Raw genomic sequence first — 24,730 nt, 5'->3', positions numbered from 1 at the left:
TCGATCATGGCGCAGAGTCGGGCAGCTCGCCTGGCGCCGGTGGTCGAAATGGCTGAAAAGGCCGAGAAGACCGCTGTTCAGCGCCTGGGGCATTTCCAAGGGCAGGTGCGTTTGGCTGAAAGCAAACTGGCTGACCTTGAGGCGTTCCGTCTCGATTATCAGGAACAGTGGATCGTGCGCGGCAGCAGCGGTGTTTCCGGTCAGTGGCTGTTGGGCTATCAAGGCTTTCTCGCGCAGCTGGGCATCGCCATCGATCAGCAACGCCAGAGCCTGGCCTGGCACCAGAACAATCTCAATAAGGCGCGTGACACCTGGCAGCAAGCGTTCGCCCGGGTCGAAGGGTTGCGCAAACTGGTCCAGCGTTACACCGATGAAGCGCGGGCGCTGGAGGACAGGCGCGAGCAGAAGCTGCTGGACGAATTGTCGCAGCGGTTGCCGCGCAGGGATGAGTTTTGAATCAGTAAGCCGTCAGCCTTGCCGCCATCCGCGTCAAATGCTAAACCTTGTACAAACATATTCATCAATGACAAGGAAGCCGTTCAATGTCAGTTCAAACCGAAACTTCCCAGGATGGGAAAAAGCTGACGATATCGATCAAGGGACGATTCGATTTCACCACGCATCAGGAATTTCGTGAGTCCTACGAGAATCTTGAACCAAAACCCGAATATTTCGAAGTTGACCTGAAGGGCGCCACCTATCTCGACAGTTCCGCCCTCGGCATGCTGTTGTTATTACGTGATCACGCCGGCGGCGAAAATGCCGAAATCACGCTTACTCACGCCAACGCCGATGTGCGTAAGATTCTCGCCATTTCTAATTTCGAACAGATCTTCGACGTAGCATGACCGCTGTGCAATCCTCGCTCGAGCCGCTGACGATCCTCATCGCCGAAGACAGCGCCGCCGATCGCCTGCTGCTGTCGAGCATTGTCCGTCGTCAGGGTCATGAAGTGCTGACGGCTGCCAATGGAGCCGAGGCGGTTGAAGCGTTTCGTCAGCAGCGTCCGCAACTGGTGTTGATGGACGCCATGATGCCGGTGATGGACGGCTTTGAAGCTGCGCGGCAGATCAAGGCGCTGGCCGGGGAAACCCTGGTGCCGATCATCTTCCTCACGTCGTTGAGCGAAAGCGAGGCTCTGGCCCGTTGTCTTGAAGCCGGTGGCGACGACTTTCTGGCGAAGCCGTACAACCTGGTGATCCTGGCTGCCAAGATCAAGGCGATGGATCGCTTGCGGCGCTTGCAGGAGACCGTGCTGCAGCAGCGTGACCAGATCGCCCGACATCATGATTACTTGCTCAATGAACAGCGCGTGGCCAAGGCGGTCTTCGATAAAGTAGCCCATTCTGGTTGCCTTAGCGCTCCCAATATTCGCTATCTGCAATCGCCTTATGCGCTGTTCAACGGCGACCTCCTGCTGGCAGCCTTCACGCCTGCCGGGCACATGCATGTGCTGCTCGGCGATTTCACCGGCCATGGTTTGCCGGCCGCAGTGGGTGCCATGCCTCTGGCGGAAGTGTTCTACGGCATGACTGCCAAGGGCTACGGTTTGGCGGAAACCCTGCGTGAGATGAACGCCAAGCTCAAGCGTATCCTGCCGGTGGACATGTTCTGCTGTGCAACGCTGTTGTGTTTGAATTTTCAGCGACGCTCACTGGAAGTGTGGAACGGTGGCATGCCGGACGGTTATTTGCACACGATCGCCAATGGCGAGCGAACGCCGTTGGTGTCTCGGCATTTGCCGTTGGGCGTACTGAGTGCGGAAGCTTTCGCCGATAGCACCGAAGTCTTTCCCATGGCGCCTGGCGATCGGGTCTTTTTGCTGTCCGACGGAGTGATCGACACCTGCGATGCCAACGAGCAGTTGTTCGGCGTGGAGCGCTTGCAGCAGGTTTTTGCGGCAAATCGTCAGCCCGACCATTTGTTCGAAGACATTGAGCAGGCATTGCGCGATTTCCGCGGTGAAGCGCGCGACGATGTCAGCATGGTCGAAGTCTGTCTGTTGGAACCTGCGCAGTTCACCCCGCCGCCGCTGGTCTACTCGGACAGCGGCCAGTCCTCACCTCTGGACTGGTCGGTAAGCTTCGAGTTTCGCGCGGCCACGCTCAAACGCTTCAATCCGTTGCCTTACATGCTGCAATTGTTGTTGGAAGTTCATGGCCTGCGCTCGCAGAGCGGTGCACTTTACAGTGTGCTCGCCGAGCTGTATTCCAACGCACTGGAGCATGGCGTGTTAGGTCTGGACTCCAGTCTCAAACGCGATGCCGCGGGTTTTGCCCTCTATTATCAACAGCGAAACTCACGTCTTGATGCGCTGCAGAATGGCTATGTCCGGGTGCATCTGGAAGTGTCGCCGAGAGGCGATGGCGGTTGTCTGGTCATTCGCGTCGACGACAGCGGCAAAGGCTTTGACGTCGAGCGAGTCCTGGCGCGTCCGCTCGATGATGTCCGTCTGTCAGGCAGGGGAGTGAGCGTGATCCGCCAACTCAGCCATGGCGCGAGTTGGTCCGACGATGGTCGAAGTGCCCGCGTGGAGTTTTTCTGGGACGCTGAGGCATAATCCACGCATTCTTGATCAAGGAGTGAGCAAGTGGCTGACAGACATCTGGACCACAACGTGTTAACCGCGTTGCAAGAGGTCATGGAGGATGACTATCCGATTTTGCTGGATATCTTTCTCTCTGATTCCGAAGAGCGCCTGAACGTCTTGCGCAATGCCGACACGGCTGAATCAGTGGGCGCTACCGCCCACAGTTTCAAGGGCAGCAGCAGCAATATGGGCGCCATTCACCTCGCTGAGCTGTGCAGTGCGCTTGAGCAAAGGGTTCATCACGTCCCCCTTGAAGTTATCAAGACGCTGATTGTTGAAATCAACAACGAGTTCGACATTATCCGTCCTCTCTATGAAGCTGAACTCAAACGTTCCCGCGCCGAACCGGGGGACCCCCAGCGTCCTCATTGAAAATGCTGGCGCAAACCTTGCATTGATCTTCGTATCTGTACATTCGATCCCAGTGCAGCGGAGAGCGTTTCATGCCCGTCACCCAAAATATTCTGCTTCAGGCCGCCGCACAGGCCAAAACTCAAGCGGCCTCCGCCAAGTTGTCGGCGCAGCCTGCTGAGCCCGGGGACAAGGCGTCCAGCTTCTCTCAGGTGTATGCCAGACAAGGCCAGAGCAAGCCTGTTGCCACAGCGGATGCGCCGGTGAAACCTGTACGGGACAAGACTCCCGACGCCCCGAATCGCAAGGATGTCGGCAATGACAAGTCTGCCGCGCCGGACGCCTCCGTTGCCGATAGCGGCAAATCCTTGCCCGCCGAGAAACCGGCGCCGTCCGATGACAGGGCAGTGAGCGAGGACGCATCGGATGCGGATCCGGATGCGGCGCCGGTCGCCGATGCCGCGCCGGTAGACCCCGCTGTCGATCCGTTATTATCAACCGAATTGCAAATAACGACTCCGGCCCCCGCTGTGCCGGAGGCTGTCGTCGCGACGCCTGCGCAACCCGCCGTCGATGCGGCCCTAACGGCAGCACCTGCGGCTGCGCTGACGCAGGCGTCTGCAGGCGAAGGCGAATTCGATCCTGAGGCCGATCCACTCGACGCTTTGCCGGCCCTTCGCATGGCGATGGAGCAGGGTGGTCATATTTCCGCGAGCAGTCAGGCTCAGCCAAAGGCTGCTGCGGTCTCCGCTCAGGCCCAGGCTGACGGTGAAACCACAGCGGCGCAGAATTTTGCCGCCGGCATGGCAGGTATGCTCGATGTGCAGGCGGACCAGGACGGCAGCAGTGAGCGCGGCGAGAAAGCTTTCAGTGGCTTGATTGATGATGGTCTCAAGGACTTGAAATCGGCGACCAGCGATACTCGCGTTGACGACTTTGCCAACCGTCTGGCGGCGCTGACGCAAGCCGCCACGCCGAAAACCGCCAACGCCGTGCCGGTCAATCAACCGATCACCATGAACCAGAGCGGCTGGACTGAGGAAGTGGTAAACCGGGTCATGTACCTGTCCAGCGTCAATCTCAAGGCGGCGGATATTCAGTTGCAGCCGGCTGAACTGGGTCGCCTCGATATCCGGGTCAACATGGTTCCGGATCAGCAGACCCAAGTGACGTTCATGAGTGCCCATCCGAGTGTTCGCGAAGCGCTGGACAGCCAGATGCACCGCTTGCGTGACATGTTTGCGCAGCAGGGCATGGGCCAGGTCGATGTCAATGTTTCCGATCAGTCGCGCGGTTCGCAGCAAGGGCAGGAACAGGCGCAGCAGAGTCAGTCTGGTCGAACCAGCGCCAATGGCGGTCGCCTGGATTCGGTGGATGACGAGCCTTTGCCGACGGTTGCCGAGGTGGCGGCTGCGACCTCCAGCGTGATCGGTTCCAGCGTCGTTGATTATTACGCCTGAGGCAAAGCACATCCTCCTGTGGGAGCGAGCCTCCTCGCGAAGACGGTTTTGCATTCAACACCTCTGTTGACTGTCAAGCCGCATTCGCGAGCGGGCTCGCTCCCACATTTGGTTCAGGGTTTGTCCCTCCAATCTCCTCCCGGACACTTCTGGCATAACACTTGCTCTTGCCTTGCCGTGCAACTGTGAAAACCCGAATAGTGACGGATTATTGGCATGGCGAAGAGCGAAACAGCAGCAGTAAAAGACCCCGCAACCAAAGGCAAACTCAAGCTGATCATTTTGATTGTGGTGGCCTTGCTGCTGGCGATCGGCTTGTCCGTGGGAGCGACGTGGTTCTTCATGCAGGGCGCTCAGAGCAAGCCTGACGCAGCGGCAGAAACCGCCCCGGTCGGCAAGCAGGCAGCCGTTTTCGAGCCCATGGCGCCGGCCTTCGTGGCCAATTACAACCAGAGCGGTCGTCAGCGCTACATGCAAGTCAGCATCACTATGCAAGGGCGCAATCAGGCTGACCTTGATGCGCTGAAAGTGCACATGCCGGTCATCCGCAACAACCTCGTGATGCTGTTCTCCGGACAGGACTTCGCCACACTCGCATCGCCCGTGGGCCAGGAAATGTTGCGCCAGAAAGCGACGGCCAGCGTCCAGGAAGTGGCGCAGAAAGAACTCGGCAAAGTGGCCATCGAACAGTTGCTTTTCACTAATTTCGTACTGCAGTAGGAACACGACATGGCCGTGCAAGACCTGCTGTCCCAGGATGAGATCGATGCGCTATTGCATGGTGTCGACGATGGTCTGGTACAGACCGATAACGCTGCTGAACCGGGCAGCGTCAAAAGCTACGACCTGACCAGCCAGGATCGCATCGTCCGGGGACGCATGCCGACCCTGGAAATGATCAATGAACGTTTCGCCCGCTACACCCGCATCAGCATGTTCAACATGCTGCGTCGTTCGGCGGACGTTGCCGTCGGCGGTGTGCAGGTGATGAAATTTGGCGAGTACGTGCATTCGCTGTACGTGCCGACCAGTCTCAACCTGGTGAAGATCAAGCCGTTGCGCGGCACCGCGCTGTTCATCCTCGACGCCAAACTGGTGTTCAAACTGGTGGACAACTTCTTCGGTGGCGACGGCCGTCACGCCAAGATCGAAGGGCGTGAATTCACCCCGACCGAGTTGCGCGTAGTACGCATGGTGCTTGAGCAGGCCTTCGTAGATTTGAAGGAGGCCTGGCAGGCGATCATGGAAGTCAACTTCGAGTACATCAACTCGGAAGTGAACCCGGCCATGGCCAACATCGTCGGCCCGAGCGAAGCCGTTGTGGTCTCGACTTTCCATATTGAACTCGACGGCGGTGGCGGTGACCTGCACGTGACCATGCCGTATTCGATGATCGAGCCAGTGCGCGAAATGCTCGACGCCGGCTTCCAGTCGGACCTCGACGATCAGGACGAGCGCTGGGTCAACGCGTTGCGTCAGGACGTACTCGACGTCGACGTGCCGATTGGTGCCACGGTTGCCCGTCGACAGTTGCGCCTGCGGGACATCCTGCACATGCAGCCGGGCGACATTATCCCGGTGGAAATGCCCGAAGAAATGATCATGCGCGCCAATGGCGTACCGGCCTTCAAGGTCAAGATGGGCTCGCACAAAGGCCACCTTGCGTTGCAGGTGATCGAGCCGATCGAGCGCCGCTGACCGGCGCTCCAACCCCCTATTTGCAAAATGACTGTTTCGAATTGAGCAGTTGCACGCCGAGGACAAATGATGGCTAACGACATGAATACCCAGGACGACCAGGCGCTGGCCGATGAATGGGCTGCGGCTTTGGAAGAGTCGGGCGACGGCGGGCAGGACGACATCGATGCTTTGTTGGCCGCTGATGCCGCGAGTTCGCCGTCCAATCGCCTGCCGATGGAAGAATTCGGCAGTGTGCCGAAAAACAACGATCCGGTCACGCTCGACGGTCCGAACCTGGATGTGATCCTCGATATCCCGGTGTCGATTTCCATGGAAGTGGGCAGCACCGACATCAACATCCGTAACTTGTTGCAGCTCAACCAGGGCTCGGTGATCGAACTCGATCGTCTGGCCGGCGAGCCGCTCGATGTGCTGGTCAACGGCACATTGATCGCCCACGGTGAAGTGGTGGTGGTCAACGAAAAGTTCGGCATTCGCCTGACTGACGTGATCAGCCCAAGCGAACGCATCAAGAAGCTGCGCTGAGTGAAAAAGGTTCTAGTGTGTGTGCTTGCTCTCGCGCTGCTGGTGCCGTTTGGCATTCTGGCAGCAGAGCCTGTGGCCACGGCCGCCGCGACAGCTGCTGCCGCGCCTGCTGTCGGCGGCGGGGTGGCGGGCCAACTGACACAGCTGGTGCTCGGTCTGTTGTTGGTGCTGGGGCTGATTTTCTTCCTCGCCTGGCTGCTGCGCCGGGTTCAGCAGGCCGGGCCGGCGGGCAAAGGGCAGGTGATCGAACTGATCGGCTCTCGCGCACTCGGTCCGCGTGATCGACTGATGCTGGTACAGGTCGGTAACGAGCAGATTCTGCTTGGTTTGAGTCCTGGCACCATTACCGCCTTGCACGTGCTCAAAGAGCCGGTCGAGGTGCCGAGCGGAAATGAAAAAGCGACCCCCGAGTTCGCCCAGCGCCTGATGGAGCTGATGGGCAAGGATCATAAGGATAAGAAGTAATGGCTGCGCTCCGCATCATCTTGACGCTGGCCTTGATGCTGGCCGCGCCGCTGGTTTACGCCGCCGATCCATTGTCGATTCCGGCAATCACCCTGGGCACCAATGCCGAGGGCGCTCAGGAATATTCGGTCAGTCTGCAGATTCTGCTGATCATGACTGCGCTGAGTTTTATTCCGGCGTTCGTCATGCTGATGACCAGCTTCACGCGGATCATCATTGTTTTCTCGATCCTGCGTCAGGCGCTGGGCTTGCAGCAGACGCCGTCAAACCAGATCCTCACCGGCATGGCGTTGTTCCTGACGTTGTTCATCATGGCGCCGGTATTCGACCGGGTTAATCAGGATGCCTTGCAGCCGTATCTGGCGGAAAAACTTTCGGCTCAGGACGCCGTTGCCAAAGCGCAGGTGCCCATCAAGGATTTCATGCTCGCGCAAACCCGCAGCAGCGATCTGGAGTTGTTCATGCGCCTGTCCAAGCGCACCGACATCGCTACTCCGGATCAGGCGCCGTTGACCATCCTTGTACCGGCGTTCGTCACCTCTGAACTGAAGACCGCGTTCCAGATCGGTTTCATGATCTTCATTCCGTTCCTGATCATCGACCTCGTTGTCGCCAGCGTGTTGATGGCCATGGGTATGATGATGCTCTCGCCGCTGATCATTTCCCTGCCGTTCAAGATCATGTTGTTCGTGCTGGTGGATGGCTGGGCGTTGATCATCGGCACCTTGGCGAGCAGCTTTGGAGGTGTTTCACCATGACGCCGGAAGTTGCGGTCGACATCTTTCGTGAAGCGCTGTGGCTGACCACTGTGATAGTGGCGGTCCTGGTGATTCCGAGTCTGTTGGTGGGCTTGATGGTCGCAATGTTCCAGGCCGCCACCCAGATCAACGAACAGACGCTGAGCTTTCTCCCGCGTCTGCTGGTGATGCTGGTCACGCTGATCGTCGCCGGTCCCTGGCTGGTGCAAACCTTCATGGAATACATCCTGCAGTTGTACGGCAATATTCCGCGGGTCATCGGCTAGACCATGGAATCGCTGCTGCAACTGACCGATACCCAGATCAGTACCTGGGTGGCAACGTTCATGTTGCCGCTGTTTCGCATTGGTTCGTTGCTGATGGTGATGCCGATCTTTGGTACCACGCTCGTCCCGACGCGCGTGCGCCTGTACTTCGCGCTGGCAATCACCGTGGTCATCGCTCCCGGCCTGCCGCCGATGCCACCGGTCAATGCGCTGGACTTGTCGGCGTTGATGTTGATCGCCGAACAGATCCTGGTTGGCGCAGTGCTGGGGTTTTCCCTGCAGCTGTTCTTCCACGCCTTTGTGGTGGCCGGGCAGATTGTCGCGATCCAGATGGGCATGGGCTTTGCGTCCATGGTCGACCCTACAAACGGCGTATCAGTAGCGGTGATCGGCCAGTTCTTTACCATGCTGGTGACCTTGCTGTTTCTAGCGATGAACGGCCATCTGGTGGTCTTCGAAGTGCTCAGTGAAAGCTTCACCACGTTGCCGGTCGGCAGCGGTCTGATGGTCAATCATTTCTGGGAGCTGGCCGGGAAACTGGGCTGGGTGCTGGGTTCTGCGCTGCTCCTTGTGCTGCCGGCTATCACTGCATTGCTGGTGGTCAACATCGCTTTCGGCATCATGACCCGTGCGGCGCCGCAGCTGAACATTTTCTCCATCGGCTTTCCGCTGACGCTGGTGCTCGGGCTGTTTATCGTCTGGGTCGGCCTGGCGGACATTCTCAATCAGTATCAACCGCTGGCCTCCGAGGCTTTGCAGTTTTTACGCGAACTGGCACAGGCGCGCTGAGTCATGGCTGAGAGCGAAAGCGGCGCGGACAAAACAGAAGACCCCACCGAGAAGCGCAAGAAAGACTCGCGGGAAAAAGGCGAGATTGCGCGCTCCAAAGAACTCAATACCCTGGCAATCATGCTGGTCGGCTCTTCTGCGCTGCTGATATTCGGCGGCGCGCTGGCGCAGGAACTGATGGAGTTGATGCGGCAGAATTTCACTCTTTCGCGAGAAGTCATCCTCGATCAACGCTCGATGGGTACGTACCTGCTGAGCTCGGGTTTGATGGCGTTGCTGGCGATTCAGCCGATCATGATCACTCTGGTGCTGGCTGCGATCATCGGCCCGATCTCCCTCGGCGGGTGGTTGTTCGCGGCAGGGTCAATGGCGCCGAAGTTCAGCCGCATGAACCCTGCGTCCGGCCTCAAGCGCATGTTTTCCTTCAAGGCCGTGGCTGAACTGCTGAAGGCACTCGCCAAATTCATCATTACCCTGGCCGTGGCCATGATGGTGTTGTCGGCCGATATCGACGACCTGATGCGCATCGCCCATGAACCGCTGGACATGGCGATCATCCACAGCTTGCAGGTGGTGGGCTGGAGTACGCTGTGGATGTCCTGCGGGTTGATCATCATTGCGGCGGTCGACGTGCCGGTGCAGCTGTGGGAAAGCCACAAGAAACTGCTGATGACCAAGCAGGAAGTGCGCGATGAGCACAAGGACCAGGAGGGCAAGCCAGAGGTCAAGCAGCGGATCCGTCAGCTGCAGCGTGAAGTGTCCCAGCGTCGGATGATGGCGGCAGTTCCCGAGGCGGACGTGATCATCACCAACCCGACGCATTACGCCGTGGCCCTCAAGTACGATCCGGACAAGAGCGGCGCGCCGATGCTGGTTGCCAAGGGCAGTGACTTCCTGGCGCTGAAAATCCGCGAAATCGCTGTTGCCAATAACGTGCTGCTGCTGGAGTCCCCGGCCTTGGCGCGTTCGATTTATTACTCCACGGAACTGGACCAGGAAATACCGGGCGGGCTGTATCTGGCGGTTGCTCAGGTATTGGCCTACGTCTACCAGATTCGTCAGCACCGTGCAGGTAAGGGCAAGCGCCCCGATCCGCTCAAGGACGATCTGCCGATTCCGCCAGATCTGCGCCGCGATTCCTGAGATGTGTCTGTAGCAGCTGCCGAGCCTGCGAGGCTGCGTTCGAGGACGCAGTCCTCGCCAGCCGTTAGCACAGGATTCATGCGCCGACGCAGCCTCGCAGGCTCGACAGCTGCTACGCCCGTTTGCGCCCCAATCTCCATTTCAAACCCTCTAATCCCTGCCTCTGCAAAAGTTGGAAGGCTTCTTGCAGTAGCGATTCTGCGCCTGCTTTGGGCGTCAAAAGTTTGCTTTAAAGGAACGGGGAAAATTGGTGGATCGCTCTCAGTTATTCAACACTGCTCGCACAAACGTTGCCGACTTGAGTCGAGGCAATCTGGGTGTGCCGTTGTTGCTGCTGGTCATGCTGGCAATGATGATGCTGCCCATCCCGCCGTTCCTGCTGGACGTGTTTTTCACGTTCAACATTGCGTTGTCGATTGTTGTCCTGCTGGTCTGCGTGTATGCCTTGCGGCCGCTGGACTTTGCAGTGTTTCCGACCATTCTGCTGGTCGCAACGTTGTTGCGGCTGGCGCTGAACGTCGCGTCGACGCGCGTGGTCATGCTCCACGGTCAGGACGGGCATGCGTCTGCGGGCAAGGTGATCCAGGCGTTCGGTGAAGTGGTCATCGGCGGCAACTACGTGGTCGGTATCGTGGTTTTCGCAATCCTGATGATCATCAACTTCGTCGTGGTGACCAAGGGTGCCGGACGAATTTCCGAGGTGAGCGCGCGCTTCACCCTGGATGCGATGCCCGGCAAACAAATGGCGATCGACGCCGATCTCAACGCTGGCCTGATTGATCAAAACCAGGCAAAACTGCGCCGGACGGAAGTCGCGCAGGAAGCCGAGTTTTACGGGTCCATGGACGGTGCCAGCAAATTTGTCCGCGGTGATGCCATCGCCGGCTTGCTGATTCTCTTCATCAACCTGATTGGCGGCATAGCCGTCGGGATCTTCCAGCACGGCATGACTTTCGGCGATGCCGGCAAGGTCTACGCGTTGCTGACCATCGGTGACGGTTTGGTGGCGCAATTGCCATCACTGCTGTTGTCCACGGCCGCCGCTATCATGGTGACCCGTGCTTCCGGTTCGGAGGACATGGGCAAACAGATCAATCGGCAGATGTTCTCCTCCCCCAAAGCGCTGGCGGTGGCAGCCGCCATCATGGCGGTGATGGGTATCGTGCCCGGCATGCCGCACTTTTCCTTCCTGAGCATGGCGGCTGTCGCAGCGGGCGGCGCCTACCTGTTCTGGAAAAAGCAAAACGTGGTCAGGGTGCAAGCGCTGCAAGACGTCAAGCGTCAGCAGGAACTGCTGCCGTCCCCGGCCCGCGCGCAAGAAACCAAAGAACTCGGCTGGGACGACGTGACACCGATCGACATGATCGGCCTGGAAGTCGGCTATCGCCTGATTCCGCTCGTGGATCGCAATCAGGGTGGGCAGTTGCTGGCGCGGATCAAGGGCGTGCGCAAGAAGCTGTCCCAGGACCTGGGCTTTTTGATGCCAACCGTGCACATCCGCGATAACCTTGACCTGGCACCGAGTGCGTACCGTCTCACATTGATGGGCGTGATCCTCGCCGAAGCAGAGATTTACCCGGACCGCGAGTTGGCGATCAATCCCGGTCAGGTCTACGGCTCGCTCAATGGCATCACCGCCAAAGATCCGGCTTTCGGTCTGGAAGCTGTCTGGATCGAAATCAGCCAGCGTGCGCAGGCACAATCGCTGGGTTACACGGTGGTCGATGCCAGTACCGTTGTGGCCACTCACCTGAACCAGATTTTGTACAAGCATTCCAGCGAGCTGATTGGTCACGAAGAAGTCCAGCAACTCATGCAGTTGCTGGCCAAAAGCTCGCCTAAACTGGCAGAAGAGCTGGTTCCTGGCGTGGTGTCGTTGTCGCAGCTGCTTAAAGTCCTGCAAGCGCTGCTGGCCGAGCAGGTGCCTGTGCGGGACATCCGCAGCATTGCCGAAGCCATCGCCAACAATGCCGCCAAGAGTCAAGATACTGCCGCGCTAGTGGCCGCTGTGCGGGTGGGTGTATCCCGCGCAATCGTCCAAAGCATTGTAGGCACTGAGTCCGAGCTGCCAGTTATCACGCTGGAACCAAGGTTGGAACAGATATTGCTCAATAGTCTTCAGAAGGCGGGACAAGGCTCGGAAGAGGGCGTTCTGCTGGAGCCAAGCATGGCTGAGAAGCTGCAGCGTTCGTTGATCGAAGCCGCGCAGCGTCAGGAAATGCAAGGTCAACCGGTGATTCTGCTGGTAGCCGGCCCGGTTCGCGCGATGTTGTCGCGATTTGGCCGACTGGCAGTCCCGGGTTTGCATGTGTTGGCTTATCAGGAAATTCCTGACAACAAGCAAGTGACCATCGTTGCGACAGTAGGGCCCAACGGCTGAGGGTAGTGGTTTATGCAAGTTAAGCGTTTTTTCGCCGCCGATATGCGTCAGGCCATGAAACTGGTTCGTGATGAGCTGGGCGCTGATGCGGCCATTATCGGCAATCGCCGGATTGCCGGTGGTGTCGAGCTGACGGCTGCCCTCGATTACACCCTGTCGGCGCTGGCCCCGCGTGTTCCGAACATGGAACTCGAGGATGAACTGCGCAAGACCCAGTCGCGGATCGTCAACGCCCAGGCGGAATTGAGTCTGCGAGGCGAGGGTGAGAGCGAGAAGACTTCCAATCGCCAATTGTTCGCCGGTTTGCCGTTGACTGCCGCCGAGCCACTGATCGAGCCGACCCTGGCCGAACCGCGTCGTCCTGCGCCGGCCCCTGCCGCCGCAACCGGTGTTGATCCACGGGCGTTCGACTCGATGCGTTTCGAACTCAACAGCCTTCGCGAACTGATGGAAGTACAACTTGGTTCGCTGGCCTGGAATCAGCTGCAGGGCAGCCGTCCGGCGCAGGCCAACCTCTGGCGTCGCTTGCAACGCATCGGCTTGTCCGGCCCGTTGTCGCGCGATCTGCTCGAGATGATTACCGGAATTGAAGAACCTCGTCAGGCCTGGCGCATGTTGCTGGCGCACCTGGCGCGAATGATCGCCACCCCGGACGTCGAGCCTCTGGAAGAGGGCGGTGTGATTGCCATGGTCGGCCCTGCCGGCATGGGCAAAACCACCACGCTGGCCAAACTCGCGGCCCGTTACGTGCTCAAGTACGGCGCGCAGAGCATCGCGCTGGTCAGCATGGACAGCTATCGCATTGGTGCCCAGGAACAGCTGAAGACGCTGGGTCGGATTCTCAATGTGTCGGTCACTCACGTTGATCCGGGCCAGTCGCTGGTGCAGGCGCTGGAGCCGTTGCTGCGCAAACGTGTAGTGCTGATCGATACCGCCGGCCTGCAGGCCAGCGATCCGGCACTGCGCATGCAACTCGAAAGCCTGGCCGGTCGTGGCATCAAATCAAAAAATTATCTGGTCCTGGCAACCACCAGCCAGAAACAGGTTCTAACCGCCGCTTATCACAGTTACAAGCGTTGCGGCCTGTCTGGCTGCATTCTGACTAAACTGGATGAGACGGCGAGCCTGGGCGAGGTGTTGAGCCTGGCCATCAGTCATGAATTGCCGGTGGCGTACCTGACCGACGGACCGCGGATTCCGGATGATTTGCATCTGCCGCGCCGTCATCAACTGGTCAGCCGCGCCGTCAGCGTGCAAATGCAGGAAGAACCCAGCGAAGAAGCCATGGCTGACATGTTCGCTGACCTCTACCACAGTCCGACCAAGCGGGTTGGCTGAGGTGATAATGAACAGTTTTCGTACCTACATCGATGGTCTGCCATGCATTGTTCCATTTGTGAACGCGCAGCCAGTAATGTGGCCTCCGTCTATGCAAGACAAGGTAAAGAAATAACATGGGCAGCATGCATCCCGTACAGGTGATCGCGGTGACCGGCGGCAAAGGTGGCGTCGGCAAGACTAACGTGTCAGTGAACTTGTCCCTGGCTCTAGCTGAGCTCGGCCGGCGCGTCATGCTGCTGGACGCCGATCTGGGGCTGGCGAACGTCGACGTTCTGTTGGGGCTGACACCCAAACGTACTCTGGCCGACGTGATCGAAGGCCGCTGTGAACTGCGCGACGTATTGTTGCAAGGGCCTGGCGGAATTCGCATCGTCCCTGCCGCGTCCGGCACCCAGAGCATGGTTCATCTGAGCCCGGCGCAACACGCCGGCCTGATCCAGGCGTTCAGCGATATCGGCGACAATCTCGATGTGCTGGTCATCGACACCGCTGCGGGTATTGGTGACTCGGTAGTCAGTTTTGTTCGCGCCGCGCAAGAAGTGTTGCTGGTGGTGTGCGACGAGCCGACCTCGATCACGGACGCCTACGCGCTGATCAAACTGCTGAACCGCGATTACGGCATGAACCGCTTCCGCGTCCTGGCCAACATGGCCCAGAGCCCGCAGGAAGGGCGCAACCTTTTCGCCAAGTTGACCAAAGTCACAGACCGCTTCCTCGACGTCGCTTTGCAGTACGTCGGTGCAGTGCCGTATGACGAAAGCGTGCGCAAGGCGGTGCAAAAACAGCGCGCCGTTTACGAAGCGTTCCCGCGTTCCAAATGCTCCCTGGCTTTCAAGGCGATCGCGCAAAAGGTCGATACCTGGCCGTTGCCTGCCAACCCTCGTGGGCATCTGGAGTTTTTCGTCGAGCGCCTCGTGCAACAGACCGCAGGACCCGTGCTATGACAGCTACCGGTTACAACGTTTACAAGAAGTCGGCACCTGACGCGCAGTACGAGTTGATCGAGCGTTACGCGCCACTGGTCAAGCGCATTGCCTATCACTTGCTGGCGCGTCTGCCAGCCAGTGTCCAGGTAGAAGATCTGATTCAGGCCGGGATGATCGGCCTGCTCGAAGTGTCGACCAAATACGACGCCAGCAAAGGCGCAAGTTTTGAAACGTACGCGGGCATTCGAATCCGCGGCGCGATGCTCGATGAAGTGCGCAAGGGCGACTGGGCACCTCGCTCGGTCCACCGCAATACGCGCATGGTCAGCGACGCAATTCGCTCGATTGAAGCTAAAACCGGTCGTGACGCTAAAGATCACGAAGTTGCGGCCGAACTCCAATTGAGTCTCGACGATTACTACGGGATTTTGAACGACACCCTGGGTAGCCGTTTATTCAGTTTCGACGACCTGTTGCAGGACGGCGAACACGAAGGGTTGCACGAGGACGGCGCGAGTGCACACATGGAGCCGTCACGCGACCTGGAAGATGAACGCTTCCAGGCGGCGCTGGCGGATGCCATTGCCAACTTGCCGGAGCGTGAGCGGCTGGTGTTGGCGCTGTACTACGACGAAGAGCTGAATCTCAAGGAAATCGGCGAAGTCCTGGGGGTCAGTGAATCCCGGGTCAGCCAGTTACACAGCCAGTGCGCGGCCCGTTTGCGGGGGCGTTTGGGGGAGTGGCGAGCGCGCTGAAGGCAGTGTGGGGACACTGCGAACGTGGCTGGTGTGGTGTTTAACCGCGCCGGTCGCGATCTGCTGTGCTCCAGACAGTCATCGAGTGTTTGCCGGATTGATTGAAGTGGCGCGCCCAGGTGCTGGGCGCGTTTAAGACTGCTTGGAGGTCGAATTGGACAAGAACATGAAAATCCTCATCGTTGATGACTTCTCAACGATGCGGCGGATCATAAAAAACCTGTTGCGTGACCTTGGGTTCACCAACACGGTCGAGGCTGACGATGGCACCACCGCCATTCCGGTTCTCAACAGCGGCAGCATCGACTTTCTGGTAACAGACTGGAACATGCCTGGCATGACCGGTATCGACCTGCTGCGCCACGTGCGCGCCGATGAAAAGCTCAAGCACCTGCCGGTGCTGATGGTGACCGCTGAAGCCAAGCGCGAGCAGATCATCGAAGCGGCCCAGGCCGGTGTTAACGGCTATGTGGTCAAGCCCTTCACGGCCCAGGCGTTGAAAGACAAGATCGAGAAGATTTTCGAACGCATTGGCTGAGAGACGGCGCCACGGGGGAGCTATGGACAACAACGAATCTTCACAGGGTAATTTTGAATCGACCCTGAAAAAACACGCGGTCGAGCTGGTCGAAAGCCTTGAAAAAGGCAGGTTCGGCGACGCGGTGCAATTGATCCATGAGCTCAATCAGACCCGTGACCGCGGCCTGTATCAGGAAGTGGGCAAACTCACACGCGAGCTGCACAGCGCGATCGTCAATTTCCAGATTGACCCGCACATGCCGCAAGCCGAGGAAGTGTCCCAGATAACAGACGCCACCGAGCGTCTGGGTTATGTGGTCAAGCTGACCGAGGCCGCCGCCAACCGCACCATGGACCTGGTTGAAAACGCCACGCCACTGGTCAACGGCCTGAGCGAAGAAGCGCAGGCGCTGAGCGCGGATTGGGGACGGTTCATGCGTCGAGAGGTCGGGGCTGAAGAGTTCCGCGAACTGGCCCGGCGAGTCGACGGTTTCCTGACACGCAGCAGCGCTGACAATCGCGTGGTAGCGAGCAACCTCAACGACATCCTGCTTGCTCAGGATTATCAGGACCTCACCGGCCAAGTGATCAAGCGTGTGACCCAGCTGGTCACCGAAGTTGAAAGCAATTTGCTCAAGCTCGTGCTCATGGCCAGTCAGGTGGACCGCTTCGCGGGCATCGAACATGACCGTGATGCGATGCTTCAAGAAAAAGATCCGCAAAAACATCTCTCTCAGGGTGAAGGTCCGCAGATTCATGCCGATAAAAGAGAAGACGTTGTGTCCGGTCAGGACGATGTGGACGATTTGCTATCCAGCCTAGGGTTTTAGAATTTTAGGTTTTTTAGGTTTTTAGACCTGTAGGAGCACCCCCTTAATGAGCTTCGGCGCCGATGAAGAGATCCTTCAGGATTTCCTGGTTGAGGCCGGCGAGATTCTAGAGCAGCTGTCCGAACAGTTGGTCGAGCTGGAAAGCCGACCGGATGATGCGGATCTGCTCAATGCAATTTTTCGCGGTTTTCACACTGTAAAAGGAGGCGCCGGCTTCCTCCAGCTCAATGAGCTGGTGGAGTGCTGTCACATCGCCGAGAACGTCTTCGACATCCTGCGCAAGGGTGAGCGTCGCGTCGACTCGGAACTGATGGACGTGGTTCTCGAAGCACTGGACGCAGTAAACGCGATGTTTACCGAAGTCCGCGAACGCAGCCCGGTCACGGCCGCGACCCCTGAATTGCTGGCGGCGCTGGCACGTCTGGCAGAACCGCAGAGCGCGGATGAAGTCGCTCCTGCTGCTGAGGTGGTTACAGAACCGGTCGCCGAAAGCGATTCGGGCGACATCACAGACAATGAATTCGAACAACTGCTGGACTCACTGAATGCCGTCAAGGCACAGGCTGAGGCGCCGGCATCTGCTCCTGCTCCTGCTGCTAGCGGTAGCGCGGCGAGCGACGAAATCACCGACGACGAATTCGAATCGTTGCTCGATCAGTTGCATGGCAAAGGTCAGTTCGCCATTGATGCGGTCACTGTCCCTGCGGCACCAGCCGCTCCAGCCGCGCCGAAAGCCGCGGGCGACAGCTCCGACATTACCGACGACGAATTCGAAGCACTGCTCGACCAGTTGCACGGCAAAGGCAACTTCGCCGTTGGCGCGCTGGAATCGGCGATTGCCTCAGTCCCGACACCGGCTGCTCCCAAGGCTGCAGCGGCCGGCGGCGATCTGATCTCCGATCACGAGTTCGAATCGCTGCTGGACGACCTGCACGGTAAAGGCAAGTTCACCGAAGTCGGCACCGGATCGGCAGCTGCCACCGTAGCCGCGCCTGTCGCCAAGGCCGCGGCGCCTGTCGCCAAGGCGCCCGCGCCGAAAGCCGAAGCACCGAAGGCTGCTGCTCCAGCGCCGGCCCGTGCTCCGGCCGCGCCAACACCGGACAAGCCGCCGAGTGAAGCGGAAACCACGGTACGGGTCGACACTGCACGCCTCGACGAAATCATGAACATGGTTGGCGAGCTGGTGCTGGTGCGTAACCGCCTGGTTCGTCTAGGTGCCAACAGCGCCGACGAGGCCATGTCCAAGGCGGTGTCGAACCTTGACGTAGTCACCGCTGATCTGCAAACCGCGGTCATGAAGACGCGGATGCAACCGATCAAGAAGGTCTTCGGGCGCTTCCCGCGTCTGGTTCGCGACCTGGCTCGCCAGCTCAAGAAAGAGATCAACCTGGAACTGGTCGGCGAAGAAACCGACCTCGACAAGAACCTCGTCGAGGCCCTCGCCGATCCGCTGGTCCACTTGGTGCGCAACTCGGTCGACCACGGTATCGAAGAGCCGGCCGAACGCGAAGCGATGGGCAAGCCCCGCAGCGGCAAGGTCATCCTGTCTGCTGAACAGGAAGGCGACCATATCCTGCTGTCCATTTCCGATGACGGCAAAGGCATGGACGCCGACGTACTGCGCGGCATTGCCGTGAAGAAAGGCCTGATGGACAAGGATGCGGCAGACCGCCTGAGCGAGTCAGACTGCTTCAACCTGATCTTCGCCCCGGGGTTCTCGACCAAAACCGAAATTTCCGACGTGTCCGGTCGTGGCGTGGGCATGGACGTGGTGAAAACCAAAATCGCCCAGCTCAACGGCACCATCAATATCTACTCGACCAAGGGCAAGGGCTCGAAGATCGTGATCAAGGTCCCGCTGACCCTGGCGATCATGCCGACGCTGATGGTCATGCTGGGCAATCAGGCCTTCGCGTTCCCGCTGGTGAACGTCAACGAGATTTTCCACCTCGACCTGTCGCGTACCAACGTGGTGGACGGTCAGGAAGTGGTGATCGTGCGCGACAAGGCGCTGCCACTGTTTTACCTCAAGCGCTGGCTGGTCAGCTCCGCCGCTCATGAAGAGCAGCGAGAAGGCCATGTGGTGATCCTTTCGGTGGGCACTCAGCGGATCGGCTTCGTCGTTGATCAGCTGGTGGGCCAGGAAGAAGTGGTCATCAAGCCATTGGGCAAAATGCTCCAGGGAACCCCGGGCATGTCCGGCGCCACCATCACCGGTGACGGCCGCATTGCGCTGATTCTCGATGTGCCGAGCATGCTCAAGCGTTACGCCGCACGGCGTATTTGATTCTGGGGGAGCGGGGCGATCAAAGCCTCGCCCCCGCCTAACGGAGTTTTTATGGCAGTCAAAGTCCTGGTGGTGGACGATTCGGGGTTTTTTCGCCGCCGCGTCTCGGAAATTCTTTCAGCGGATCCAAACATCCAAGTCGTCGGCACGGCGACCAACGGTAAAGAAGCAATCGATCAGGCGCTCGCCCTCAAGCCCGATGTGATCACCATGGACTACGAGATGCCGATGATGGATGGCATCACGGCCGTGCGTCACATCATGCAACGCTGCCCGACGCCGGTCCTGATGTTCTCCTCGCTGACTCACGAAGGCGCCCGCGTAACTCTGGATGCGCTGGACGCCGGCGCGGTTGATTTCCTGCCGAAAAATTTCGAAGATATTTCGCGTAACCCCGACAAGGTCAAACAGCTGCTTTGCGAAAAGATTCTGAGCATTTCGCGCAGCAATCGTCGCGTCAGCACGTACAACGCCCCGGCTCCGGTGGTTGCGCCAGTTACGGCGCCGGTACCCGCTAGTGCCAGCAGCAGTTACGCGAGCATGGCACCGGCACGTCCGGCTCCTGCGCCGACCCCGACCCGCGCGCCTGCGGCCAGTCCGTCGTCTCCGTCGCCCAAACGCAAAGCCTATAAACTGGTAGCCATCGGTACATCCACCGGCGGACCGGTTGCGCTGCAGCGTGTCTTGACGCAATTGCCGGCCAACTTCCCGGCACCGATCGTGTTGATTCAGCATATGCCCGCGGCGTTCACCAAGGCTTTCGCCGAACGTCTGGACAAACTCTGCCGCATCAATGTCAAGGAAGCCGAGGATGGCGACATCCTGCGTCCTGGCCTGGCGCTGCTGGCGCCGGGCGGCAAGCAAATGATGATTGACGGCCGTGGTGCGGTGAAGATTCTGCCGGGCGACGAGCGCCTCAATTACAAGCCGTGCGTGGACATCACGTTCGGTTCGGCCGCGAAGTCCTACGGTGACAAGGTTCTGGCGGTGGTGTTGACCGGCATGGGTGCCGACGGTCGCGAAGGCGCACGTCTGCTCAAGCAGGGCGGCAGCGCAATCTGGGCTCAGGATGAAGCGAGCTGCGTGATCTACGGCATGCCGATGGCCATCGTCAAAGCCGACCTCGCCGACGCGGTCTATGGTCTTGACGATATTGGCCGTCACCTGGTCGAGGCGTGTATCTGATGGATGTACTCAGCCTGATCGGGATTATCATGGCGTTCGTCGCCATCATCGGCGGAAACTACCTCGAAGGCGGTCACCTTGGCGCGCTGGCCAACGGCCCGGCAGCGTTGATCGTGATCGGCGGCACCGTCGGCGCAGCCCTGCTGCAAGCGCCGATGAGCGCCTTCAAGCGGGCGATGCAAATTGTCGGCTGGATTCTGTTTCCGCCTCGCGTCGACCTGGCGGGCGGCGTCGATCGCGTCGTCAACTGGAGCCTCACTGCACGCAAGGAAGGTTTGCTGGGTCTGGAAAGTGTGGCAGACGCCGAAACTGACAGTTACTCGCGCAAAGGCCTGCAGCTGCTGGTCGATGGCGCTGAACCGGAAGCGATTCGCAGCATTCTGGAAGTGGATTTCTACACCCAGGAAAGCCGCGACATCGAAGCCGCGAAATTTTTCGAGAGCATGGGCGGTTACGCGCCAACCATTGGCATCATCGGTGCGGTGATGGGCCTGATCCATGTCATGGGCAATCTGGCCGATCCATCGCAACTGGGCAGCGGCATTGCCGTGGCGTTCGTCGCCACCATCTATGGTGTGGCAAGCGCCAACCTGGTGTTGCTGCCCATTGCCGCCAAGCTCAAGTCGGTTGCCTTGCGCCAGTCGCGTTATCGCGAAATGTTGCTCGAAGGCATTTTGTCGATCGCCGAAGGTGAAAACCCTCGCTCTATCGAGTTGAAGCTTCAGGGCTTCATGGATTGATGGAGGAGGTGAATCGTGGCTCGACGCAGGCATCGTGAAGAACATGTAAACCATGAACGCTGGCTCGTTTCATACGCCGACTTCATCACGTTGCTGTTCGCCTTTTTTGTGGTGATGTACTCCATTTCTTCGATCAACGAAGGCAAGTACAAAGTCATTTCGCAAGCCCTGGTCGGCGTGTTCAACGACGCCGATCGCGCGCTCAAGCCGATTCCGATTGGCGACGAGCGCCCGTTGTCCGTGACCCCGGCCAAACCGCTGGTCAAGGACAGCGAGCAGATCGACGCCGGTATCTCCGGCGCGAGCGACCCGCTCAAAAGCATTGCCGATGACATCAGCGCTGCGTTCGGTGACCTGATCAAATCCAACCAGATGACCGTGCGCGGCAACGAGCTGTGGGTCGAGATCGAACTCAATTCCAGCCTGTTGTTCGGCAGTGGCGACGCCATGCCCAGCGACATGGCATTCAGCATCATCGACAAGGTGGCGGCGATCGTGAAACCGTTCGATAACCCGATTCACGTCGAAGGCTTCACCGACGATCAGCCAATCCGCACTGCGCAATACCCGACCAACTGGGAACTGTCCTCGGCCCGTTCGTCGAGCATCGTGCGCATGCTGGCCATGCAAGGGGTTAACCCCGGTCGGCTGGCGTCGGTCGGTTACGGTGAATTTCAGCCGGTGGCCAACAACGCCACCGTTGAAGGCCGCGCGCGCAATCGTCGCGTGGTCCTGGTGGTGTCGCGCAACCTGGATGTGCGTCGCAGTCTGACCGGCACCGGTACCGCTCATGCGCAACCGGACGCCGCACTGAAGCGGGCTGGCACACAAACTGCACCTACCCCGGTCAAGTCGCCGGGACGAGAGAGCGCCGTCAATTCTCCGTCACCCGCATTAACACGTTGAGCTATTTTCCCGGTCGATCCAGCCGGGTGGAACGATCCGAATGAGAGTCTGGGCAGTCGCCAATCAAAAGGGTGGTGTTGGTAAAACCACTTCCTCCATCGCTCTGGCCGGGTTACTGGCCGAGGCGGGCAAGCGCGTGGTCGTGGTCGATCTCGACCCCCACGGCTCGATGACCAGTTACTTCGGTTATGACCCCGACAGCCTGGAGCACAGCAGCTACGACCTTTTCCTGCACAAGGGCAGCGTGCCCGCAGGTTTGCCTGGGCAACTGCTGCTACCGACCAGTCACGCAAGTATTTCCCTGCTGCCGTCGAGCACCGCGCTGGCCACCCTTGAGCGTCAGTCGCCGGGGCAAAGTGGCCTGGGGCTGGTGATTGCCAAGAGTCTGGCGCAGCTGTGGCAGGACTTCGATTACGCTGTTATTGACAGCCCGCCGTTGCTCGGTCTGCTGATGGTCAATGCCTTGGCGGCCAGCCAGCAATTGGTGATTCCGGTGCAGACCGAACACCTGGCAGTCAAAGGCCTTGAGCGCATGGTCAACACCTTGGCGATGATCAACCGTTCACGCAAAGTCGCGCTGCCTTTCAGCATTGTGCCGACCCTCTTCGACCGCCGCACTCAGGCGTCGCTGGGCACCCTGCGCGTGCTTCGCGATAAATACCCGGAAGAGATCTGGCAAGGCTACATTCCCGTCGATACGCGGCTGCGCGATGCCAGCCGTGCCGGCGTGACGCCTTCGCAATTCGACGGCAGGAGCCGTGGTGTGCTGGCCTATCGTGCGTTGCTCAAGCACATGCTCACAACACAACTCGTTCCGCAGGTGGCTTGATGAATTCATTACCTGTAGGAACTGCCGCAGGCTGCGATCTGTTGATCTTGCTTTGCGACGTTTTCGAGATCGCTAAAAGATCGCAGCCTTCGCCAGCTCCTACAGGGGCGTGCTCATGAGCAAACCGCTGAAGATCACTTCACGCCCGCAACTGGCGCTCCAGTCTTATCTGGACAACTTGTTGATGGATGCGACGGAAGCGTCGTTGGCGCCGGAAATTGAAGCTGCGCCCGAGGTGGTCGAAGTTGTCGAGGAGGAGGGCGCACTGGATGAGTTCCAGGCAGCAGTTCTCGAAGAGCAGGCCCGCGATGCACAGAAACCTGCAGTAGCAGCCGTGCCTGTTGTCGCGCCAATCCTCGCCACCGTCGCCAGGGCACCGGTTGTCCTTGAAGAGGCGCCTGCACCGTTGCTGGCCCCCGTTTCGACCATCGCGCCGCTGTTGCAAGCCTTGGTGCCACCGGTTGTCGAAGTGCACCTGCCACCGAGCAACACGCCGCCACCGGTAGCGGGCAACGGTCGACCGGCCTGGGCCGCGGAGCCGTTCGAATGCCTGTTGTTCGATGTCGCCGGTTTGACGCTCGCCGTTCCGCTGGTGTGCCTGGGCTCGATTTATTCGTTGGCCGGCCATGAGCTGACGCCGCTGTTCGGTCAGCCGGAATGGTTCCTGGGGATCCTGCCGAGTCAGGCCGGTAACCTCAAAGTGCTGGACACTGCGCGCTGGGTGATGCCCGACCGCTACCGCGATGATTTTCGCCAGGGCTTGCAATACGTTATTTCGGTTCAGGGCTACGAATGGGGGTTGGCCGTGCATCAGGTCAGCCGCTCGTTGCGCCTGGACCCCAACGAAATCAAATGGCGCAGCCATCGCGGTCAGCGACCGTGGCTGGCTGGCACGGTGATCGAACACATGTGTGCTTTGCTCGACGTTTCCGAACTGGCCGAGCTGATCGCCAGCGGCGGAGCAAAGCACATGGGCGGCAGCAAGCCGACGCTCAAATCAACCTAACAAACAAGTACGGGCAGTCACTGCCCATACACGGAACACACACCGCCAGCGCGGTTTTTCGAGGGGCAGGGTATGAACGACAAGGCAACAGCGGCAAAGGGCTCCGAAGATCCGATCCTGCAATGGGTGACCTTCAAGCTCGATAACGAAACCTACGGCATCAACGTGATGCGCGTTCAGGAAGTGTTGCGTTACACCGAAATCGCTCCGGTTCCGGGTGCGCCAAGCTACGTGCTGGGCATCATCAACCTGCGCGGTAACGTGGTCACCGTGATCGACACCCGTCAGCGCTTCGGCCTGATGAATGCCGAAATCAGCGACAACACCCGCATCGTCATCATCGAAGCCGACAAGCAAGTGGTCGGGATCATGGTCGACAGCGTTGCCGAAGTGGTTTACCTGCGTCAGTCGGAAATCGAGACGGCGCCGAACGTCGGTAACGAAGAGTCCGCCAAGTTCATTCAAGGCGTGTGCAACAAGAACAACGAACTGCTGATCCTCGTCGAGCTGGACAAGATGATGAGCGAAGAAGAATGGTCGGATCTGGAGAACATCTGATTGATTCTTGAGGTAGCGGTAGTTGTCCTGTTCCTGTTCTGGGCGGGCACGCTGGCAATGTTTCTGGCGTACATACGCGCTCAACGACAGATTGCCGTGCAACAGGCCGAGGGCGATGCGCTGCGTGATCAGCGCATCAAGGACCTGGCCAAGCGCGTCGACGATTATCAAAGTGGCAACGTGCGCATGGGCGAAAGCCTGCACGAGCTGCGCGCAATCGTCGCGCCATTGCCGGACAAACTGGCGCAGCTTGAACAGCGCGACCCCTCGAGCCTGTCGTTTGCCCAGGCGGCGCGATTGGTGGGGATGGGCGCGAGCGTCGACGAACTGACGGCGTCCTGCGGCCTGACCCAGGCCGAGGCCGAGTTGATGCGCAAGATGCACAAGAACTGATTGCTACGATCGCCTCGAAGCCGCTTT

The 24,730-nt window shown here is 59.3% G+C and carries 27 protein-coding genes; all 27 read left to right on the top strand.

Translation table 11 applies throughout. From position 1 onward, the window contains the following. Positions 1 to 6 precede the first annotated feature (6 nt). The 27 genes from fliJ (at position 7) to ACYZTS_RS25200 (ending at position 24,703) form a co-directional block, all read left to right on the top strand. A complete protein-coding gene (gene fliJ / locus ACYZTS_RS25330; protein ID WP_028622090.1) occupies positions 7 to 456 on the top strand; it encodes a flagellar export protein FliJ in 450 nt (149 codons plus the stop codon). Positions 457 to 542: 86 nt separating this feature from the next. Further along, entirely contained in the window at positions 543 to 848 is a 306-nt protein-coding gene (locus ACYZTS_RS25325; RefSeq protein WP_028622089.1) for an STAS domain-containing protein, read from the top strand. Further along, the gene (locus tag ACYZTS_RS25320; protein ID WP_461992898.1) at positions 845 to 2,560 is read left to right on the top strand and encodes an ATP-binding SpoIIE family protein phosphatase; all 1,716 of its coding nucleotides are present in this window, start codon (positions 845 to 847) and stop codon (positions 2,558 to 2,560) included. Before ACYZTS_RS25325 ends, ACYZTS_RS25320 begins: the two co-directional genes overlap by 4 nt. A 30-nt stretch (positions 2,561 to 2,590) precedes the next feature. Then, positions 2,591 to 2,962, top strand: coding sequence for an Hpt domain-containing protein (locus ACYZTS_RS25315; protein ID WP_461992896.1), 372 nt, complete (start codon positions 2,591 to 2,593; stop codon positions 2,960 to 2,962). A gap of 71 nt (positions 2,963 to 3,033) precedes the next feature. After that, on the top strand, positions 3,034 to 4,401 hold the full coding sequence (locus ACYZTS_RS25310) for a flagellar hook-length control protein FliK (protein WP_461992894.1): 1,368 nt from the start codon (positions 3,034 to 3,036) through the stop codon (positions 4,399 to 4,401). A gap of 216 nt (positions 4,402 to 4,617) precedes the next feature. After that, on the top strand, positions 4,618 to 5,121 hold the full coding sequence (gene fliL, locus ACYZTS_RS25305) for a flagellar basal body-associated protein FliL (RefSeq protein WP_461992892.1): 504 nt from the start codon (positions 4,618 to 4,620) through the stop codon (positions 5,119 to 5,121). Between the two features lie 9 nt (positions 5,122 to 5,130). After that, entirely contained in the window at positions 5,131 to 6,099 is a 969-nt protein-coding gene (gene fliM / locus ACYZTS_RS25300) for a flagellar motor switch protein FliM (RefSeq protein ID WP_028622084.1), read from the top strand. Between the two features lie 69 nt (positions 6,100 to 6,168). Continuing rightward, positions 6,169 to 6,627 (top strand): flagellar motor switch protein FliN, encoded by a 459-nt coding sequence (gene fliN, locus ACYZTS_RS25295; RefSeq protein ID WP_028622083.1) that lies wholly within the window; start codon positions 6,169 to 6,171, stop codon positions 6,625 to 6,627. Further along, entirely contained in the window at positions 6,628 to 7,092 is a 465-nt protein-coding gene (gene fliO / locus ACYZTS_RS25290) for a flagellar biosynthetic protein FliO (protein WP_028622082.1), read from the top strand. Then, entirely contained in the window at positions 7,092 to 7,850 is a 759-nt protein-coding gene (gene fliP / locus ACYZTS_RS25285; protein ID WP_028622081.1) for a flagellar type III secretion system pore protein FliP, read from the top strand. Before fliO ends, fliP begins: the two co-directional genes overlap by 1 nt. After that, positions 7,847 to 8,116 carry a flagellar biosynthesis protein FliQ gene (gene fliQ, locus ACYZTS_RS25280; RefSeq protein WP_028622080.1) on the top strand — a complete coding sequence of 90 codons (270 nt, stop codon included), beginning with the start codon at positions 7,847 to 7,849 and terminating at the stop codon, positions 8,114 to 8,116. Before fliP ends, fliQ begins: the two co-directional genes overlap by 4 nt. 3 nt (positions 8,117 to 8,119) lie before the next feature. After that, entirely contained in the window at positions 8,120 to 8,905 is a 786-nt protein-coding gene (gene fliR, locus ACYZTS_RS25275; RefSeq protein WP_028622079.1) for a flagellar biosynthetic protein FliR, read from the top strand. Positions 8,906 to 8,908: 3 nt separating this feature from the next. Continuing rightward, a complete protein-coding gene (gene flhB / locus ACYZTS_RS25270) occupies positions 8,909 to 10,048 on the top strand; it encodes a flagellar biosynthesis protein FlhB (RefSeq protein WP_028622078.1) in 1,140 nt (379 codons plus the stop codon). 250 nt (positions 10,049 to 10,298) lie between these two features. Beyond that, positions 10,299 to 12,428, top strand: coding sequence for a flagellar biosynthesis protein FlhA (flhA, locus tag ACYZTS_RS25265; protein WP_028622077.1), 2,130 nt, complete (start codon positions 10,299 to 10,301; stop codon positions 12,426 to 12,428). A 12-nt stretch (positions 12,429 to 12,440) separates the two neighbouring features. Next, positions 12,441 to 13,766 carry a flagellar biosynthesis protein FlhF gene (flhF, locus tag ACYZTS_RS25260; RefSeq protein ID WP_028622076.1) on the top strand — a complete coding sequence of 442 codons (1,326 nt, stop codon included), beginning with the start codon at positions 12,441 to 12,443 and terminating at the stop codon, positions 13,764 to 13,766. A gap of 116 nt (positions 13,767 to 13,882) precedes the next feature. After that, positions 13,883 to 14,713: a flagellar synthesis regulator FleN gene (gene fleN, locus ACYZTS_RS25255; RefSeq protein WP_008001746.1), complete on the top strand. Its 831-nt coding sequence runs from the start codon at positions 13,883 to 13,885 to the stop codon at positions 14,711 to 14,713. Next, on the top strand, positions 14,710 to 15,450 hold the full coding sequence (fliA, locus tag ACYZTS_RS25250) for an RNA polymerase sigma factor FliA (protein ID WP_028622075.1): 741 nt from the start codon (positions 14,710 to 14,712) through the stop codon (positions 15,448 to 15,450). The genes fleN and fliA overlap by 4 nt, the downstream gene beginning before the upstream one ends. 166 nt (positions 15,451 to 15,616) lie before the next feature. Next, complete coding sequence (locus tag ACYZTS_RS25245) at positions 15,617 to 15,988, top strand: chemotaxis response regulator CheY (RefSeq protein ID WP_024012118.1); 372 nt, start codon at positions 15,617 to 15,619, stop codon at positions 15,986 to 15,988. 22 nt (positions 15,989 to 16,010) lie between these two features. Next, on the top strand, positions 16,011 to 16,799 hold the full coding sequence (locus ACYZTS_RS25240) for a protein phosphatase CheZ (protein WP_461992887.1): 789 nt from the start codon (positions 16,011 to 16,013) through the stop codon (positions 16,797 to 16,799). A 46-nt stretch (positions 16,800 to 16,845) separates the two neighbouring features. After that, positions 16,846 to 19,086 carry a chemotaxis protein CheA gene (locus tag ACYZTS_RS25235; protein WP_461992885.1) on the top strand — a complete coding sequence of 747 codons (2,241 nt, stop codon included), beginning with the start codon at positions 16,846 to 16,848 and terminating at the stop codon, positions 19,084 to 19,086. Positions 19,087 to 19,137: 51 nt separating this feature from the next. Beyond that, the gene (locus ACYZTS_RS25230) at positions 19,138 to 20,271 is read left to right on the top strand and encodes a protein-glutamate methylesterase/protein-glutamine glutaminase (RefSeq protein ID WP_461992883.1); all 1,134 of its coding nucleotides are present in this window, start codon (positions 19,138 to 19,140) and stop codon (positions 20,269 to 20,271) included. Next, on the top strand, positions 20,271 to 21,011 hold the full coding sequence (locus tag ACYZTS_RS25225) for a flagellar motor protein (protein ID WP_461992881.1): 741 nt from the start codon (positions 20,271 to 20,273) through the stop codon (positions 21,009 to 21,011). The genes ACYZTS_RS25230 and ACYZTS_RS25225 overlap by 1 nt, the downstream gene beginning before the upstream one ends. 12 nt (positions 21,012 to 21,023) lie before the next feature. Next, complete coding sequence (gene motD / locus ACYZTS_RS25220; protein ID WP_461996545.1) at positions 21,024 to 21,917, top strand: flagellar motor protein MotD; 894 nt, start codon at positions 21,024 to 21,026, stop codon at positions 21,915 to 21,917. A gap of 40 nt (positions 21,918 to 21,957) precedes the next feature. After that, on the top strand, positions 21,958 to 22,746 hold the full coding sequence (locus tag ACYZTS_RS25215; RefSeq protein ID WP_461992879.1) for a ParA family protein: 789 nt from the start codon (positions 21,958 to 21,960) through the stop codon (positions 22,744 to 22,746). Between the two features lie 115 nt (positions 22,747 to 22,861). Continuing rightward, the gene (locus ACYZTS_RS25210; protein WP_461992878.1) at positions 22,862 to 23,752 is read left to right on the top strand and encodes a CheW domain-containing protein; all 891 of its coding nucleotides are present in this window, start codon (positions 22,862 to 22,864) and stop codon (positions 23,750 to 23,752) included. A 72-nt stretch (positions 23,753 to 23,824) separates the two neighbouring features. Next, positions 23,825 to 24,310, top strand: coding sequence for a chemotaxis protein CheW (locus ACYZTS_RS25205; RefSeq protein WP_007946765.1), 486 nt, complete (start codon positions 23,825 to 23,827; stop codon positions 24,308 to 24,310). After that, positions 24,311 to 24,703 carry a DUF2802 domain-containing protein gene (locus ACYZTS_RS25200; protein WP_461992876.1) on the top strand — a complete coding sequence of 131 codons (393 nt, stop codon included), beginning with the start codon at positions 24,311 to 24,313 and terminating at the stop codon, positions 24,701 to 24,703. Positions 24,704 to 24,730 lie beyond the last annotated feature (27 nt).

The organism is Pseudomonas sp. TMB3-21 (assembly GCF_054898145.1).
This window is presented reverse-complemented; position numbering and strand designations above follow the sequence as displayed.